Annotated in this window: 14 protein-coding genes; 2 read left to right on the top strand and 12 right to left on the bottom strand. The window is 44.9% G+C overall.

Going from position 1 to position 19,000, the window contains the following annotated elements:
• Positions 1-73: 73 nt before the first annotated feature.
• From queG to ruvB, 3 genes are all read right to left on the bottom strand, one after another.
• On the bottom strand, positions 74-994 hold the full coding sequence (gene queG, locus EO130_RS14695) for a tRNA epoxyqueuosine(34) reductase QueG (protein WP_127142289.1): 921 nt from the start codon (positions 992-994) through the stop codon (positions 74-76).
• A 41-nt stretch (positions 995-1,035) separates the two neighbouring features.
• Positions 1,036-2,106, bottom strand: a complete 1,071-nt coding sequence (locus EO130_RS14690) for a c-type cytochrome (protein ID WP_241244373.1) — start codon at positions 2,104-2,106, stop codon at positions 1,036-1,038.
• 141 nt (positions 2,107-2,247) lie between these two features.
• The gene (gene ruvB, locus EO130_RS14685; RefSeq protein WP_127142288.1) at positions 2,248-3,270 is read right to left on the bottom strand and encodes a Holliday junction branch migration DNA helicase RuvB; all 1,023 of its coding nucleotides are present in this window, start codon (positions 3,268-3,270) and stop codon (positions 2,248-2,250) included.
• Positions 3,271-3,394: 124 nt separating this feature from the next.
• On the opposite strand from ruvB, the gene EO130_RS14680 reads away from it, so the two are divergent.
• On the top strand, positions 3,395-5,653 hold the full coding sequence (locus EO130_RS14680) for an acyl-CoA dehydrogenase family protein (RefSeq protein ID WP_127142287.1): 2,259 nt from the start codon (positions 3,395-3,397) through the stop codon (positions 5,651-5,653).
• Here EO130_RS14680 and EO130_RS14675 read toward each other — a convergent pair.
• From EO130_RS14675 to EO130_RS14635, 9 genes are all read right to left on the bottom strand, one after another.
• Positions 5,650-6,474 (bottom strand): GIN domain-containing protein, encoded by an 825-nt coding sequence (locus tag EO130_RS14675; protein WP_164732946.1) that lies wholly within the window; start codon positions 6,472-6,474, stop codon positions 5,650-5,652. The two genes, EO130_RS14680 and EO130_RS14675, sit on opposite strands and share 4 nt — an antisense overlap.
• 123 nt (positions 6,475-6,597) lie before the next feature.
• On the bottom strand, positions 6,598-8,418 hold the full coding sequence (locus EO130_RS14670; protein ID WP_127142285.1) for a cytochrome c oxidase subunit I: 1,821 nt from the start codon (positions 8,416-8,418) through the stop codon (positions 6,598-6,600).
• A 39-nt stretch (positions 8,419-8,457) separates the two neighbouring features.
• Positions 8,458-9,582 carry a cytochrome c oxidase subunit II gene (locus EO130_RS14665; protein ID WP_241244372.1) on the bottom strand — a complete coding sequence of 375 codons (1,125 nt, stop codon included), beginning with the start codon at positions 9,580-9,582 and terminating at the stop codon, positions 8,458-8,460.
• Between the two features lie 34 nt (positions 9,583-9,616).
• Positions 9,617-10,954 (bottom strand): quinol:cytochrome C oxidoreductase, encoded by a 1,338-nt coding sequence (locus tag EO130_RS14660; RefSeq protein WP_127142284.1) that lies wholly within the window; start codon positions 10,952-10,954, stop codon positions 9,617-9,619.
• Between the two features lie 17 nt (positions 10,955-10,971).
• On the bottom strand, positions 10,972-11,541 hold the full coding sequence (locus tag EO130_RS14655) for a c-type cytochrome (RefSeq protein ID WP_127142283.1): 570 nt from the start codon (positions 11,539-11,541) through the stop codon (positions 10,972-10,974).
• A gap of 4 nt (positions 11,542-11,545) precedes the next feature.
• Positions 11,546-12,073 (bottom strand): DUF3341 domain-containing protein, encoded by a 528-nt coding sequence (locus EO130_RS14650; protein ID WP_127142282.1) that lies wholly within the window; start codon positions 12,071-12,073, stop codon positions 11,546-11,548.
• Between the two features lie 2 nt (positions 12,074-12,075).
• A complete protein-coding gene (gene nrfD, locus EO130_RS14645; RefSeq protein WP_127142281.1) occupies positions 12,076-13,827 on the bottom strand; it encodes an NrfD/PsrC family molybdoenzyme membrane anchor subunit in 1,752 nt (583 codons plus the stop codon).
• A gap of 33 nt (positions 13,828-13,860) precedes the next feature.
• The gene (locus tag EO130_RS14640) at positions 13,861-16,986 is read right to left on the bottom strand and encodes a TAT-variant-translocated molybdopterin oxidoreductase (RefSeq protein ID WP_127142280.1); all 3,126 of its coding nucleotides are present in this window, start codon (positions 16,984-16,986) and stop codon (positions 13,861-13,863) included.
• Between the two features lie 29 nt (positions 16,987-17,015).
• Positions 17,016-18,386 (bottom strand): c-type cytochrome, encoded by a 1,371-nt coding sequence (locus EO130_RS14635; RefSeq protein WP_127142279.1) that lies wholly within the window; start codon positions 18,384-18,386, stop codon positions 17,016-17,018.
• A gap of 235 nt (positions 18,387-18,621) precedes the next feature.
• Between EO130_RS14635 and EO130_RS14630 the strand changes: the two genes are divergently transcribed.
• A complete protein-coding gene (locus tag EO130_RS14630) occupies positions 18,622-18,999 on the top strand; it encodes an SPOR domain-containing protein (RefSeq protein ID WP_127142278.1) in 378 nt (125 codons plus the stop codon).
• The last annotated feature ends 1 nt before the right edge of the window (position 19,000 follow it).

The following is a 19,000-nucleotide window of genomic DNA, read 5'->3' as shown; positions in this document are numbered from 1 at the left end:
AAAAATATTGCTCAATATAGCATTTTTTATCGTTCAGAAAGCCTACTTTTTGATTTTGATTGAACCTTGGGAGCTATTCTTTTAGAAAGTCGATGTTACGCCTTAATCCGGAGAGCTTTGTTCGCTTCACTGCGGATTTCTTAAAGATTTTCTTGAACACGTCCTCGGTAATTTCCTCCCAATCCTTTTTTGTAAAGGAAAGCAAATCGGGATTCGGGTCAAATAAAGGTTCGCTGTGCGATTTGGAAAATCGGTTCCAAGGACACACATCCTGGCAAACATCGCAACCGAACATCCAGTCATCCAATTTGCCATCAAATTCCGAAGGAATTTCATTTTTAAGCTCAATGGTCAGGTAGGAGATACATTTACTGCCGTCCACCACATACGGCTGCACAATGGCTTCGGTAGGGCAAGCATCGATACAGGCCGTGCAGGTCCCGCAATGGTCGGTTACCGGAGTATCGTACTCCAATTCCAGGTCCACGATAAGCTCGGCCACAAAATAAAAGGAGCCTACTTGCTGGGTAAGGAGGTTACTGTTTTTCCCGATCCACCCCAGGCCACTTTTTGCCGCCCATGCCTTGTCCAAAACCGGAGCTGAATCCACAAAGGCCCTTCCGTGCACCTCACCTATTTCTTCTTGAATGAAATGAAGAAGGTTTTTCAATTTGTCCTTTATCACATAGTGATAATCCGTCCCATAGGCGTACTTGGAAATCTTATAGGCGTCTGGATTTTGCTGTTCCGAAGGAAAGTAGTTCAGCAAAAGGGAAATCACCGATTTGGAACCTTCGACCAATTTGGTGGGGTCCAATCGCTTATCAAAATGGTTTTCCATGTACTGCATTTCCCCGTGCATGTTCTGGTTGAGCCATTTTTCCAAACGGGGCGCTTCCTCTTCCAAAAATCCCGCTTTGGAAATACCACACGACAAAAATCCGAGACGCTTGGCCTCAGCCTTGATGAGTTGGGTATGTTTTTGGATGCTCATGACACGAAGATAGGAATAGTTTTACGCTGCCCGAACCAAAATTATTTGGTTTTGATGATGTTGTATTCCTCTTGATAATAGTCCATAATGGGTTGGAACGGCCCCAATTGGTGCTGCTCCTCGCTAAAATCATCGGAATAGGGACCATAAGGTGTAGAAACGGGCTTTTTCACCAAATCAGGGAAATCCACTTCCCGATTGGGCTTCGTTGGTCGCAACTTTTGATTGATATATCCTGCCACGTCGTATGCCTCCTCATCTGTCAAAACCGGATTATCGTATGTGGTACCGTAGGGCATGTTGCTCTTGATGAATTGTGCTGCGGTGATTACCCGCGTCATTCCCGCTCCATTGTTATACGAATCCTTGCCCCACAAAGGAGGGTATAAATAGCTACCGTCCTCTTGGGTTTGTCCTTGCCCGTCCGTACCGTGACACTCCACGCAGTTGTTTTGAAAAACAGTTTCACCGTGGTTCAAATCCACTGCCCTATTGGGGATTTCAATGGTCAAAAATCCCTGTCCTTCAATTTTTCCGTTTGATGGAACAGCCCTACCCAACCATTCCAGATAGGCCAACAATGATTTCATTTTTTCACTATCGTCAGGCATGACCCTTCCGTTCATGCTACGTTCCAAACATCCATTGATACGCTCTTCGATAGTTCCCATTTTATCCTCTCGTCCCCGATATTGGGGAAATCTTTTGACCACTCCTATCAGGGGTGCGGCATAGGGCTTTGTGCCTCCATTTAAGTGGCAACTGGCACAAGCCAGGTTATTCCCCGCAAACACCTGAGTGGAATCTGATTGCTTGGGCCCAATGTGGGCGGAGGTGTTCCTGAAAATTTCAAAGCCTTCCTTGATTTTTTGATTTTTGTCGGAATTGGAAAGATGATACACATTGTAGTCTAGATAATAGACATCATCCGGTAACTTCACATACCCCTTCGGGTGGAGTACATCACCAAATCCGATAAGTACTATGGAGAAACCTAATCCAAGCATTAAAACCATACCAATGCCCAGTTGCCAACACAACTTTTTAATTTGTTTGGCAGCGGTACTGGATGCACCCGAATGCGTCGGGTCGACATGTGAAGCGTTTCCCATGGTTCATTTCAAATCATGCTGGGTAGGTCTATACAGTAAGGTTTGGGTATTGTACAGCTTTTAGGGAATGCCTGTGCATCACTCCAAAAAACCGAACAAGCTAGAAAATTACGAAAAGATTTAAAAAAGTTACGCAGGAAGTCAAAACAATCCGCCTTGTGTGCCACCTTTCATTTTACCCAGATGTTTGTAGGCAAGTTCGGTGACCTCCCTGCCCCTTGGCGTACGCATGATAAACCCTTGTTGAATCAAAAAAGGTTCGTACACCTCTTCCAAGGTCTCGGCACTTTCGGACACTGCCGTGGCCAAGGTGGTGATTCCTACGGGGCCACCTTTGAATTTATCAATGATGGTGGTAAGTATCTTGTTGTCCATTTCATCCAAGCCGTGGGCATCCACATTGAGCGCTTTGAGACCAAACTGCGATATTTCAAGGTCAATACTGCCATTCCCTTTAATCTGGGCAAAATCGCGTACCCTTCGCAACAGGGCGTTACATATTCTGGGGGTTCCCCGGCTTCTTCCAGCAATTTCGATGGCCGCATCCGTGGTGATGGGTACTTTTAATATTTCGGCACTCCGCTCCACAATGGTAGATAACAATTCGGTGTTGTAATATTCCAAACGGCTCTGAATGCCAAAACGGGCCCTCATCGGTGCGGTAAGCAAGCCCGAACGGGTAGTCGCCCCTATCAAGGTAAATGGACTTAGATTGATCTGTACGCTACGGGCGTTGGGACCCGTCTCGATCATAATATCAATCTTATAATCTTCCATAGCCGAGTACAGATATTCTTCCACAATGGGGCTCAACCTATGGATTTCATCAATAAAAAGGACATCACGTTCATCCAGATTGGTCAATAACCCCGCCAAATCCCCTGGTTTATCCAGTACCGGACCCGAAGTCACTTTAATGTTAACCCCAAGTTCATTAGCCAAAATATGGGCCAAGGTGGTCTTACCCAATCCAGGAGGACCATGGAACAGCGTATGGTCCAATGCTTCCCCCCTAAGGTTGGCCGCTTGCACAAACACCTTTAGGTTTTCCAATACTTGTGCCTGACCCGTAAAATCGTCAAAACTGACGGGGCGCAAAGCTCTCTCAATATCGAGCTCTTCTGGGGAAAAATTTTCTGCGGATGGATCTAGATTCTCGTTCATGCTTCAACAAATATAACTGAAAACCCTGCGACCTAAAACGATCCTGATAAAAATACACTTGGGGTGGGTTCTTTTGATTCTATGGCTTATCTTAGAAAAGGCACAAATCTATTAAGCTGCAACTATGTTGACAACCACTTATTCCGAAGGAATTCTACAATACATCCCATTTTTTTATGTCATTTGGTCGGACGACCTACTTTCGGCTTCAGAGGTATCCGTGGTCCAGAATGCCATCGAACGCGATAATTCCATCAACGCCAAGCAAAAACAACAATTAAAAAAGTGGTTGATCAAAGATAAGCCGCCAAAGGATGGTGAAATCAAGAACTGGAAGCTTACCATTGACCATTCTGAAGTAAAGCTCATTGAAAGTGATACCTACCCCCTTACTTCGCTCAGCCAACGAATAGTGGGCACTAAGGATATCAATGAGCAATTAAAGCACATTGAAGTTCATTTGGGGATACAACCCAACCATTACAACCACCTTTTTGATGTGGAAGTAGTGCACGAAAAAACTTCCGATGAGTATAAAGCCCAAGTTCTGGATGATATTTTAAAGGGAAATCATCTGGATGTCATAAATGAGTTCAGGCGATTTCTGGACCAACCTGATTTTACTTGGAAAATTCTTCGGGATAAGGATGTCTTCAGGAAAAGAGTGTTGCACCAAGTCCAGTTATTGGGCGAAGCAGGCTACGGTGCCATGGCCTACCCTAATGCCTACGGCGGAACGGGAGATATGCCTTCGTACGCAGCCATTTTTGAACACTTGATGTTTGTGGATGGCAGTTTGGCCGTTAAGTTCGGTGTGCAATTTGGGTTGTTTGGCGGAAGTATCCAAAAACTGGGAACAAAGAAGCATCACGACCGCTATTTGACGGATGCAGGCAGCACGAATTTGTTGGGATGCTTTGCCATGACGGAAACCGGTCACGGTTCCAATGTACGGGGCATTAAAACTACGGCCACCTACGAAAAAGAATCGGATAGCATCATTATTCAGACACCTGGTAAAAATGACAACAAGGAATATATCGGCAATGCGTTGCACTCCAAGATAGCCACAGTTTTCGCCCAACTGATCGTAGATGGAAAAAATGAAGGTGTCCATGCCATTTTGGTGCCGCTTAGAAATGAACAACATGAACTGCTTGAGGGCGTAACCATTGAGGACAACGGTTATAAACTGGGGCTGAACGGGGTGGACAATGGAAAAATTTGGTTCAACAGTGTGAAGGTCCCAAGGGAGAACTTGTTGGACAAATACGGAGAAATCAAGGAGGATGGCTCCTACTTTTCTTCCATTAAGAATCCGAACAAGCGGTTTTTTACGATGCTGGGGACCTTGGTCGGCGGACGTATATGCGTGGCCCGAGGCGCCTTAGGAGGCAGCAAAATGGCTCTTGCCATTGCGGTAAAACATGCCCTGAACCGCAGGCAGTTCAACGACAATGTTAAAATACAGGAAGACCTGATCATGGATTATCCCACCCATCAGATCAGACTCACGCCGGCCATTGCAGGTGCCTATGTATACCACTTTACCTTGGATGAAATGATGGAGCGCTACAGCGATGAGTCGCAACCCGACAAACGGGTCATCGAAACGCAAGTGGCTGGATTGAAGTCCATCATCACTTGGTTTGCCAACGAAACCATACAAGAATGTCGCGAGGCTTGTGGTGGAAAAGGCTATCTATTGGAAAATCGCATTGCGGACCTTAAAGGGGACGTGGATATCTTCACCACTTTTGAAGGGGACAATACCGTACTCCTTCAGTTGGCTGCCAAAGGCATCCTATCCGATTTTCGTGCTGAGTTCAACAGTGCAGGATTTGCTTCGGTCCTCAAACTTTTACAGACGCAACTTTCGGACAAATTAACGGCCATCAATCCTCTTTATTCCAACAAAGTGGATGCAGAGCATCTGTACAATCCAAAGTTTCATAAACATGCGTTCGACTATCGTACGAGAAGATTGACCTATACCTTGGCCATGCGTATTCGTAACTATATAAAAAAAGGAATACCATCCTACCAAGCATTTTTAAAGGTGCAGACCCATTTGTTGGCCTTGGGAAAAGCTTATAGCGTAGAGTTGGCCTATTCTATTTTCTGCGAACGGTATCAAAATGTGACAGATGTAAAATATCGAGGACTTTTGGAGAAATTGGGGTGCCTTTATGCTTTGGACCAAATCAATTCGGATGCACGATGGTATCTGGAGCAAGGTTATATTGGCGGTACTAAATCAAAGGCGATACGCCAACGTGTGGAGCGTTTATCCACTGAATTGAGGCCACATATCGAGGTTTTGGTGGACGGCTTCGGTATTCCCGACCATTGCCTAACCGCGCCCATTGCCCAACAGGGTTAGTCTTCCTTTTTAATCAATTGGGGTCTTCCCAAAAACTCTTCAATAGTGATTTTTGGGGAGCCATAAAGGTAGATACTGGCATCTCCTGTGGATTTAATGTTGATATCCCCAAAGGCATACACCCGAGCGCTCGCATTTCCTACCAATTCTAGAGCACATGAACTGATCTGCATGGTTTCGCCCTTGTACTTGGCGTAGTCCATAACATTCATCTGTATCTTGTCCGATGTGCCTTCCATAGCGAGGGAAGCATTCCCCTCCAAATCCACGGTTCCGGTATTGATTTGGGCATACACATACGCCTGTGCCCTTTTGTTCAAATTGATGTTCAAAGAATCTACTTCGGTGTGAAAATCACCACTGCTCGTGTCTTCCAAATTGATATCCATTACGGCCGCATTGGCCTTAATATCCATTTTGGCATTGTTGAAGCCATCCACAAACAGCTCATTGGATTCAATGACATCCTTGGAGACCATACTTCCATTTTTTACGGTGATGGCCGTTAGTTCGGTGTAATCGACTGTAATTTCCAGTTGCTTCTTGGCAGTGATGTTATAATAAGAACTGATGACCAAGGTTCCGTCTTGTACCTCAAATTTGAGGACATCAATCAGGTTGTCATCTGCTATAAGGTGGAACCCTGGACCAAATGACTTTTTTAAATTGATTTCGAGATCATCGTTCAGCACTATGGCATCAAAAGGCGGCAGTTCCTCACTAACCTGCGTGACAATGCGGCTACCCTTGATCTTGGGTTTACGTTGGGCCTGCATCCAAAGTGGAGATGCTATCAACAATAGAATAAGCAACTTTTTCATGATAGTTCGTTTCATTTATGGGGGAAATGCATTTAAAGATATACAATTCACTTCAAAAAATATCATCATAAAAAAAGCCCGTCCAATATGGAACGGGCCTTTTAAAATCTATGAATCTACATCTTAATGGTTGAGCTCTTCCTCGTTCGCTTGCAGTGGTACGTTCTGCGGCACAAAATCCTGCCCTGCAATGATGTACTCCCCATTTTCGTAGGTTTTACTGTAATCGTATGCCCAGCGGTACACGTGAGGAATTTCTCCTGGCCAGTTTCCATGGATGTGCTCCTGAGGTGTTGTCCACTCCAAGGTATTGGAACTCCAAGGGTTGACTGGTCCTCGTTTTCCGTAGAAAATACTGGAGATAAAGTTGTATACAAATACCAACTGTGCCAAACCTGCTATGATTGCAAACACGGTCATCAATACCTGCACGTTGGTCAATTCATCGAACATTGGGAAGGCCGTGTTCTCGTAGTAACGACGTGGCACCCCTGCCATACCCACAAAGTGCATCGGGAAGAATACTCCGTACGCACAGACTGCGGTTATCCAGAAGTGTACATAGCCCAAGTTCTTGTTCATCATACGACCTTGGAACATTTTGGGGAACCAATGGTATACCCCTGCGAAAAGTCCATAAAGCGCTGATATACCCATTACCAAGTGGAAGTGAGCCACTACGAAGTAGGTATCGTGCACGTTGATGTCCAAGGTACTATCCCCAAGGATAATCCCTGTAAGACCTCCTGTAATGAATGTGGAAACCAGTCCAATCGAGAACAACATCGCTGGATTCAGCTGGAGGTTACCCTTCCACAGTGTGGTGATATAGTTAAATGCTTTTACGGCTGATGGTATCGCAATCAATAGGGTGGTGAATGTAAATACCGAGCCCAAGAATGGGTTCATACCCGATACAAACATATGGTGACCCCATACGATGGTGGACAAGAAGGCAATCGCCAAAATTGAGGCGACCATCGCCCTGTATCCGAAAATTGGTTTTCTGGCGTTTGTTGACATTACTTCGGAGGTAATACCAAGGGCAGGTAACAATACAATGTATACCTCTGGGTGACCCAAGAACCAGAACAAGTGCTCATATAATACTGGTGATCCACCTTGATAGTGCAGTACCTCTCCTTGGATAAAGATATCCGACAAGAAGAAAGAGGTTCCAAAACTTCTATCCATAATCAACAATAGTGCTGCTGACAACAACACGGGGAATGAAATCACACCGATAATTGCTGTTACAAAAAACGCCCATACTGTCAATGGCAAACGGGTCATAGACATTCCTTTGGTCCTGAGGTTGATTACCGTTACGATATAGTTCAACGATCCCAACAAAGAGGATGCGATGAAGATGGCCATGGATACCAACCAAAGGGTCATACCCATCCCTGAACCTGGTTGCGCCATAGGCAATGCACTCAATGGAGGATAAATAGTCCATCCAGCTGCAGCGGGTCCGGCTTCAACGAACAAGCTGCAAATCATAATAAAGGATGAAATGAAAAACAACCAGTACGATACCATATTCAAGAATCCGGATGCCATATCCCTGGCTCCAATCTGCAATGGAATCAATAAGTTACTGAACGTACCGCTCAAACCGGCCGTTAACACAAAGAATACCATGAGGGTACCGTGGATTGTAACCAATGCCAAATAAATATCGGCATCCATTACCCCATCCGGTGCCCATTTGCCCAATACTGCTTCAAAAATGGCAAAGGACTCCCCTGGCCATGCCAATTGCATTCGAAATAATAGGGACATTGCAATTCCGATGAATCCCATAATGAGACCTGTGATAAGATATTGCTTGGCAATCATCTTATGGTCTTGACTGAAAATATATTTCGTTATGAAGGTTTCCTTATGGTGATGTCCGTGATCATCGTGATGATCATGGTGACTTTCATGAGCTTCAGACATAATCCAATTAATTTTTCGTTATTTCTTTTTTTTTGTTTTTTACTCTACCGACGCGGTTTCCATTTCCCCAGCACTAGATCCTTTCTCGGCAACCTCTGCTCCTTCTGTTTCATCTACCATCACGGTTTCCTTAAAGGTCTTTTGCTCGGCCAACCACTTGTTATACTCTTCCTCGGTCTCTACAACAATCCTCATCTGCATATTGTAGTGTGACTTACCACAAATCTTATTGCACAACAGCACGTAGTCGAACTCCCATGGGTCACTATTCGGTCTGCCTTCGGCAGCCCACTCGGCCCTAAGGGCATTGGTCCTTTTTACCTTATCCACAACATCAGGGTTCAAACGCATTTCTTCCGTGGTCACCGTAGGCGTGAACGAAAACTGGGTAATCATACCCGGAACACAGTTCATCTGTGCCCTAAAGTGCGGCATGTAAGCGGAGTGCAATACATCTTGCGACCTCATTTTAAAATTTACTTTTCTCCCTACGGGCAAATGCAGTTCCTTTACAATGATGTCGTCCTCTGCATTCGGATCGGACTCATCCAATCCAAGGACATTGGCTCTGTTGATATCAATCAACCGCACATTTGCCTCTCCAAGAACATTGTCTTCGCCACCGTATCTGGCTGTCCAGTTAAACTGCTGGGCATAGAGCTCGATAACCAACGGATCATCGTCCTCATTGATATCCATAATATTGGTCCAAGTATACAATCCCCAAAGAATCAAACCCGCCAATACAATTACTGGAATGATGGTCCAGATAAACTCCAATCTATCGTTGTCTGCGAAAAAGAGTGCTTTTCTTCCCTTTTGTCCGCGGTACTTGTAACCAAAATAGTGCAAGAGCGCTTGCGTAATGGTCTGCACAAAGAAAATAATGGCAAAGGAGACCCACATCAACTGATCGTAATCCCCGCCGTGTTCTGATGCTGCATCTGGCAAAAGCATCTTGGAATATTTGGCAAAACTGAAAATGGTGATTCCATAGATGAAAATCAAGAACGCAAACAACAGGTAGCCGTTGTTTTTGTTATCGGAATCATTAGCTATCTCAGTGCGTTCTGTTTTAGTTTGCGACAATTCAAAAATCTTGGTCATTTGCCAAATGGCTATCGCAACCAGAGCTAAAACAGTAAATGTTAATAATGCAGTCATCTTTATATCTATCTAAGACTTAAATCGTATTCTATTAATAATGAAAATGTCTACTCTCTTCAATAAACGGATTTCGTTTGGGTTGTAAAGGTGCCTTTGTCAAAGCGGTGAATACCCAGAAAACGAACAAACCACCAAAGAACAAAATACCGCCAATCTCTGGAAGACCAATGAACCACTGGTCACCAACCGTTGCAGGCATTACCATATTGAATATATCCAAATAGTGGCCAAAAAGTACTACGATACCCGTCATGATCACAAACCAGTTCACCCTTTTATAGTCGCTGTTCATCAACACCAACAATGGGAAAACAAAGTTCATTACCAACATTCCGAAGAATGGTAGCTGGTAGTCTTCAAAACGTGCGATATAATAGGTTACCTCTTCAGGAATATTGGCATACCAAATCAACATAAACTGTGAGAACCAAAGATATGTCCAGAAAATACTTATACCGAACATGAACTTGGCCAAATCGTGGATGTGGCTATCATTAACTTGCTCCAAATATCCTTTTGATTTCAGGTAAACGGTTACCATAGCTATCACGGTGATTCCTGATACGAACATACTGGCAAATACATACCATCCGAAAAGGGTACTGAACCAGTGTGGATCCAAACTCATGATCCAATCCCATGACATCATGGATTCGGTAACTAGGTAGAATACCAAGAAACCGGCCGACCATCTAAAGTTTTTCACGAAGTTGCTATTGTCATCGGCTTCATCCTGTGCCAAAGACAGTTTTCTTGAATATTGACGGTAGAAAATCCATCCACCCAAGAAAATAGCTGCCCTTATCAAAAAGAAGGTTGGATTCAAGTATCCTGCTTTACCTTGCAGCAATTCGTCGTGCGCCACAGTCTCGGCATCCATCCAAACAAACATATGGTTGAAGTGCAGTGCCGACAATAGCAAGATTACGAATACAATAATTCCACCGGGCACGAGATACGCTGTGATACCTTCCATAACTCGGAACAACAATGGGGACCAACCAGCCTGTGCGGCCCGTTGGATGGCATAAAAGGCCAATACACCCAATGAGATCATAAAGAAAAAGAAGGCTGCTACGTAAAGTGCGGACCAAGGTCTGTTTTGCAATTGGTGCAACAAATGCTCATCGTGGGAAGCATCGTGCGCCTCACCATGAGCGGCCTCACCACCATGTCCCTGCTCTTCTGCATGGCTAGCGGCAGCTTCCTCTGCATGCCCTCCACCATGGCCATCATCGTGGACTGCCACCATGGCCTTGGCTTCTTCCACGGTTGATGGGGCAGACATAAAACCAATTACAAGGAATATAAATCCAAGCCCCATGGCTATGAAAGATCCTAGTCTAAGTTTGTTTGAAAAGGTATACATAGTTTCTTCTTATCCTATTATTTTGTTAGGTCTTCCTTTAACTTCATCACGTATTCGGATACTTGCCACATTTCTTTCTCATTGGCGAACTGCGAGGCATAGGAGCCCATGGAGTTCAATCCGTAGTAAACGGTGTGGTATGTTGATCCTACTGTAATGTTTCTTGCTGCATCCGCGTAGCTGGGAACACCCAATATTTTTTCTCTTTTTACAAGGGTACCTTGCCCATCGCCTTTTACACCATGGCAAATGGCACAATAAATGGCATATAACTCTGCTCCCCTGGCCAAATTTTCCTCTTGGTTAAGGGAATCCAATGGACTGTTGTCCATCCTTGCAAGCTCCTTACCTTCCGGAGTGTTTTCGAACTCATAGGGCATGTATCCTCTGGAAATGGTTCCTTCGGCAGGCAACAGGGCCGACGTACCGTCAGGAAACAATCCACTGTCCACACCTTGGTAGGTCTCATATCCTACGGGTTCGTACATGTTTGGCATGTATTGGTAGTTTGGCCTGTTCTTATCCGCGCAGGATGCAGCGAACCAAACCAAAACCAAAACAACACTTATTTTACCTAATTGCTTCATAGTATTAAGACTCCTTTTCTGTAACTTTTACTTCCACTGCACCTGTTTCCCACAACAGATCAGCAAGTTCCTTTTCATTGTCATGTACGCCAATTTCCATCAAAAAATGGTCGTCGGTAGTACGCTTGTCAGGGTTCTCCGCTTTTTTGAAGGGCCACATTTTACTTCTTAGGTAGAATGTGATTACCATCAAGTGGGCCGCAAAGAAAACTGTAAGCTCAAACATGATGGGCACAAAGGCCGGCATGTTTTCCAAATAGCTAAAGCTTGGCTTACCTCCAATATCTTGGGGCCAATCCTCAATCATGATATAGTTCATCATAACTATGGCAACTGCCAATCCCAAACATCCATAAAGGAAAGAGGTGATGGCGATTCGAGTGTCCTCCAATCCCATAGCCTTATCTAGGCCGTGAACTGGAAAAGGAGTGTACACCTCTTCGATATGATGTCGCTCTGCCCTAACCTTTTTTACAGCATGCATCAACACATCGTCGTCGTTGTAAAGTGCTTGTATAACTTTTGATGCCATAATTATTTTTTATCGTTTAACAACTTTGCTTGACCTGCCCAATCGTCACGCTGTGCGCGGCCTGGGAACCTTCCGGTAATAGAGTCTAGCAAATCATACTCTCTTTCGGTCATTCTGGCGACCTGTGCATAGGTAAAAATGCCTATCTCGTTTAAAGTGCGCTCCATCTCTGGACCAACTCCTTTTATTTTCTTTAAATCGTCAGGGGTTTCCATGGCCGCATCAAAGGTTCCAATGGAGCTCAACAGCTCGGATACACCGACTTTATCGCCAACGGTAGGTTTTGGTTCACCCATCAACACGTCGTCCGTAATGGGCTCATCGTAACTCACCACCCTGTTCACGCCTTGCGGCATTTCGTACATTGGTTTACCAGCCTCCCTTAGTTTTTTGTATTTCTCTCCAGAAGCCTTCAAAATGGATTTTACCTCGGCCTGTGCAATTACCGGGAATGTTCTTGAATACAATAGGAACAACACGAAGAAGAATCCGATGGTTCCAATAAATATTCCAATATCCACAAAGGTTGGGGAGAACATGGTCCAAGAAGATGGCAAGTAATCCCTATGCAAGGAAGTAACGATGATCACAAAACGCTCAAACCACATCCCTATGTTCACCACAATGGAGATGAAAAATGAGAACATGATACTGGTCCTTAATTTTTTGAACCACATAAACTGGGGTGAGAACACGTTACAGGTCATCATGGCCCAATAAGCCCATGCGTAAGGTCCTGTTGCCCTGTTCAAGAAGGCATATTGCTCGTATTCCACACCGGAATACCATGCGATGAACAACTCCGTGATATAGGCACATCCAACGATGGAACCTGTTATCATGATTACGATGTTCATCAATTCTATATGCTGCACCGTAATGTAGGCTTCAAGGCTACATACCTTTCGCATGATGATCAAAAGGGTGTTCACCATGGCAAAACCAGAGAAAATCGCTCCCGCAACAAAGTAAGGCGGGAAGATGGTGGTATGCCATCCTGGGATTACCGATGTAGCAAAGTCAAAAGATACAATGGTGTGCACGGAAAGTACCAAAGGCGTGGCCAAACCAGCCAATACCAAGGAAACTTCCTCAAAACGTTGCCAATCCTTTGCGCGTCCTGTCCAACCGAAGCTCAACAAGCTATAAATTTTCTTTTGGAAAGGTTTTACGGCCCTGTCACGAATCATTGCGAAATCTGGCAACAAACCTGTCCACCAGAACACCAAGGATACGGAAAGATAGGTCGAAATCGCAAACACGTCCCAAAGCAAAGGCGAGTTAAAGTTGACCCATAGCGAACCAAATTGGTTGGGAATGGGCAATACCCAGTACGCTAGCCATGGACGACCCATGTGAATGATTGGGAACAATCCCGCTTGAACAACGGAAAAGATGGTCATCGCCTCAGCGGAGCGGTTGATCGCCATTCTCCATTTTTGACGGAAGAGCAACAATACCGCTGAAATCAGGGTACCTGCGTGACCGATACCTACCCACCAAACGAAGTTGGTAATATCCCAGGCCCAGTTTACGGTTCGGTTAAGACCCCAAACCCCAATACCTGTAGAAATGGTATAAATGATACATCCTAGACCCCAGAGGAATGCCACTAAGGCAATGGAGAAAACTATCCACCATTGTTTATTGGCCTTTCCCTCAACCGGACGGGCAATGTCCACTGTTACATCGTGGTATCCTTTGTCTCCGACCACTAAGGGCTTTCGAATAGGTGCTTCGTAATGCGACGCCATAATTTATCTTCTAGTTACTTCTTTTTTTATTGATTAAGCCTCGTTGGTGTTTCTCACTTTTACATGATAGAACACGTTCGGTTTGGTGCCCACATGCTCCAACAAATGGTACATTCTCTTATCTTCTTTCAGCTCGACCACTTTGCTATCGTGGTCATTGATGTCACCGAATACCATGGCACCATTATTACATGCTGCGGAACAGGCAGTCTGGAACTCTCCATCTTTAACGACCCTTCCATCCCTCTTGGCATCCAAGATGGTTTTTTGGGTCATTTGGATACACATGGAGCATTTTTCCATCACACCTCTGGAACGTACGTTAACATCTGGGTTGAGTACCATTTTACCCAAATCGTTGTTCATGTTGAAGTCGAACTCGTCATTGTTGTTGTACAAGAACCAGTTGAACCTACGAACTTTATACGGACAGTTGTTGGCACAGTATCTCGTACCTACACAACGGTTATAAGCCATATGATTTTGACCTTGCCTACTGTGGGAAGTGGCAGCCACCGGACATACCGTTTCACACGGTGCGTGGTTACAGTGCTGACACATTACCGGCTGGAAGGCCACCTGTGGATTGGTGGATGGGTCTTCCATCTCCCTGAAGCCACCAAGAGATCCTTTATCTCCCCAAAGGCCGTCCATTTCTTCCTTCTTCTCGTTATCTCCTTCAAAAGTATCCTCAGAAGAATAGTAACGGTCAATACGCAACCAGTGCATATCCCTGGAACGACGGATTTCCGTCTTTCCAACGACCGGCACATTGTTTTCTGCATGACATGCTATCACACAGGCACCACAACCAGTACAGGCGTTAAGGTCAATGGACAGATTAAAGTGGTGTCCTATACTTCTATCAAATTCCTCCCAAAGATCAGCATCTGGTGAAGTCACAGGAATTTCCTGATGGTTCAACGATACGTGAGGCATGGGATTCCATTCCGCGTGATCTTTGGTATTGAATATTTCAAGTGTGGTCTCCTTAATAATGTCCCCTCTACCCATAAGGGTTTTTTGGGACTGAACACAAGCAAACTCGTGTGTTCCAGAAGCCTTTTCAACGGTAACGGTTTGTACATCCGAGAAGTTGGCATACAAGGTGTATGCATTCACTCCGGTTGCCATCTCCGCTTGCATACCGGCCTTTTTACCATATCCAAAGGATAGACCCACAGTTCCTACGGCCTGACCTGGCTGAACGATAACAGGTACATTTTGCAGCACCTTACCATCAACAGTCAAGTTGACATAGCTACCGTTAAGTCCACCATCGGCAACAATGGTATTTTCAAGTCCCCAAGATTCAGCGTCCGCTTTGGAAACGGTCACATAGTTATCCCAAGACACTCTAGAAATAGGATCAGGGAATTCTTGCAACCATGGGTTGTTGGCTTGACGACCGTCACCCATTCCCACCTTGGAATAGAGTACCAATTCGGTACCAGTACTCGTGCTGTTGACCAAGGCACGGATAGCAGAAGCGATCGGAACAATTTCCGGCTGCGTCTCTTCGTCTTCGGTATTGGCAGCAGGCTCGGAAGCAGCAGCATCGTCCATCATCAAAGGTGCCTCATACACCCCATCCTGCAATGCCTTGTTCCAAGAACCACCTTGCAACACATCGGCTGCCCAAGTTTCCTTAAGGTACTCGTAATATGTTTTTTCAACGCCCATCCATGTTAAAAGAGCGGTTTGAAACTGCTTCGTATCAAACAACTCACGGATAGCCGGTTGGATCAAACTGTAATGTCCTTTCTTAAATTGTGTGTCGCCCCAAGACTCCAAATAATGTGAAGCGGCAGCAACATAAGTTGATGCTTGCGCTGTTTCATCATTGGTGTAGGCAAAATCTACAGACAAATCGACCTTTTCAAGTCCGGCCAAGAACTCCTCTGCATTGGGCAATGTATAGGCTGGATTCACTCCATCCATGATCAATGCACCAACACGCCCTGCATTCATGTGCGCCACCAATTTATTGACCTTGGCTGTGTCTCCTTGGCGCACATATTTTGGTTTTTCAGGATCAAAAGCTTCGCTGGACAGCAGTTTATTGATGGCCAATACGACGGTTTGGGCGTTTTCGTCATTAAGACCGCTCACCACAACCGCTTTTCTGCCTGCCTTCTTAATTTCAGCAGCAACCTTATCTACAGCTTCATCTACATCAGAAGTTCCTCCACCCACATTACTGCCATTCAATTTGCCATACAATTTGGCCAAGGCAATTTTTTGTTGGGTTGGGGTCATCGGATATCGCTTATCGGCGTTGGCGCCAGTCAACGACATATTCGACTCCATTTGGATATGGCGGGACATTTTACCATTCTTTGGTACACGCCCTTTGGCGTAACCTGAATCATAGCCCCCACCTTGCCAATCTCCCAAGAAATCGGCCCCGAAGGAAACAATCAAATCAGCTTTCTGAAAATCATAATCGGCCAAGGCACGCTCGCCGTAAGCTTTTTGATATGCGTTAAGTGCAGCATCTTCGGAAATGGCATCGTAGACCACATGGTTCACATTCTCTCCGTAGGCCGTCTTAAATTCCGCAATCAATTTTGTTGTAGATGGGCTCGCATAAGTTTGCGTCAAAAGCACTACTTGCTTATTGGTACCTTTCAAAGCATTTAACTTTGCCTTTACGGTAGCGTCCAATACATTCCAATCCACAGGCTCTCCATTGGCCATCGGCCCCTGAACCCTCTTGCTATCGTACAAGGTCAAAACGGAAGCCTGCACCCTGGCATTGGCTCCACCATTGACTTTGGCATCGGTATTGTTCTCAATTTTGATAGGCCTTCCTTCTCTTGTTTTTACCAAAATACTGGCAAAATCAAAACCGTCCGCGATGGTAGTGGCGTAGTAGTTGGCCACACCTGGAACAATCCTGTCCGGCTGGACAACGTAAGGGATAGACTTATTGACAGGCCCTTCGCAAGCTGCGACCGTAGCCGCGGCGGTACTGAAACCTACATATTTCAAGAAATCCCTACGGGACGTATTCGAGGCAGACAAGGTTTCCTTATCCCCCAAAAAATCATCAACGGGAATCTCTTCTGTAAACTCGTTGTTTCTTAGCGCCTCAACAATGGAATCGTTCGGATTCAACTCCGCTTCACTTTTCCAATATTTTTTGTTTGATGCCATACGATATATCTGAGATTATCTTCTTTTAATTAATAGTGACATTTTCCACATTCCAAACCGCCCATCATTGCAGCTGTAAGTTCCTCCACACCATACTTTTTGGACAATTCTTCATGAATTGCTTCATAATATTCATTGCCCTCCATCTTAACATTGGTTTCGCGGTGACAGTTGATACACCAACCCATGGTCAATGGCGCATGCTGATACATGATTTCCATCTCTTCTACTGGACCGTGGCACGTTTGACATTCAATACCTGCCACAGATACGTGCTGTGAGTGGTTAAAATATGCAAAATCGGGCAAGTTGTGGATTCTCACCCATTCTACTGGCTGGGTTTCGCCAGTATAGCTTTGATTTTCCTCATCCCATCCAACAGCTTTGTACAACTTTTTAATCTCACCGGTATAGAATTCATTGGTATACCCATTGGCCAAATCCTCAGCAGATGGACCTTCTGGGTTTCCAGTGTATTCATAAATGGATTTGTGACAGTTCATACAAACATTTAGGGATGGTATTCCGGAATGTTTCGACACCCTTGCGGATGAGTGACAGTATTTACACTCGATTTTGTTGTCCCCAGCATGGATTTTGTGGGAATAATGTATCGGCTGCACTGGGGCATAACCTTGGTCTACGCCAACCTGCATCATCCAGCCGTAAGCAAAGTAAGCACTTGCCAACAATAGGAAGACAACGCTCACCAAAACCAAAAATTGATTTTGGGCAAACGCTTTCCAAAGGGGCAGTCGCTTTTCTTTTTCCCTTTCAAGCACTACACCGTTGGCCTCCGCGATTCTGCGCAAGGTTTTGTTCACCAAGATCAACATCACAACCAACAGGCCGAACACTAGTGCCAAAGCTCCCAGTATCATCTCATTCGAGATTCCTGAACTGGAACCACCTGTACCTTCACCACCTGCAGGTGTTGCTGCAGCAGTTTGAGCAGGCGCCTTTGGCGGAGCGGCAGTATAGGCCAAAATATTATCGATGTCCTCGTTGGACAAGGTTGGGAATGCGGTCATGGCCGCCTGATTGTACTCTGCGTAAATTTTGTTGGCATACGCATCACCCGAAGCGATCATGCCAGCACTGTTCTTGATCCAAGAATAGAGCCACTCCTTATCCAAGCCTTCTTCCTCAGCGAGTCGAGTCTCCACATTGGCCAATGCAGGACCGGTCATTTTCCTGTCCAAGGCGTGACATGCAGCACAATTTTGATTAAAGAGCTGCTTCCCTTTTACAGGGTCCCCACCTGTGGCCTCCGCAGCCTGTTCGGCGGCGGGTTCAGCAGAAGCCTCGGCTTCTTCCTGCGCATAAAAAGATGATGAAAAAAATAGGAGCGATAAACCTAAAACTTTAGAAAATAAATGACGGTATAAAACCTTTTTCATATTCGTGAAATTTCTATCGAAATCTTTGGCATGATTGTTTCTATTGAGTTTGAGCGCAATAGCTTTTTACCCTACCAAGAATGAGCACAAAAGTAAGACATAAAGGTATTTTTTGAAATCTTAAGGTATTCATAACTCATAATTTATAAAGATTCTAAATAACTTCGGTTCGACTTGTTTAATCTTTAATAATCTACATTTGCAACAAGCTTACATCATTCAATATAGAAATCACATGAAAACTGCTGTATTTACTGTCATTTTACTAGGCATGGCAACCCAGATTATGGCACAGGATGGACAAGTGACCATTCAACAAGACCCAAAAATCAATGAGCTGGTAAAGCTCTATACCAAGGCCAACGCCAACACGGGATTTTATCAAATTCAGGTGGGTTTTGGCAATTACCAAAAGGCCCAAGACCTACTGAACCAAGTAGAGGTCGATTTTCCAGATTGGTATTCCAAGATAGAGTTTGAATCGCCCACTTATAGGGTTAGGCTGGGCAAGTTCAAAACAAAACTAGAGGCCGAGCGAAAGTACTTGGAGGTCCGAAAAAAATACCCGGATGCCATGCTCTTAAAACCCGAGGAAAAAGCAACGAAATCATAAA

Source organism: Flagellimonas marinaquae, from assembly GCF_003992675.1.
Taxonomy (GTDB): Bacteria; Bacteroidota; Bacteroidia; order Flavobacteriales; family Flavobacteriaceae; genus Flagellimonas; species Flagellimonas marinaquae.
The sequence above is the reverse complement of the archived record's forward strand: the minus strand, read 5'-3'. Positions and strand labels throughout refer to the sequence as shown.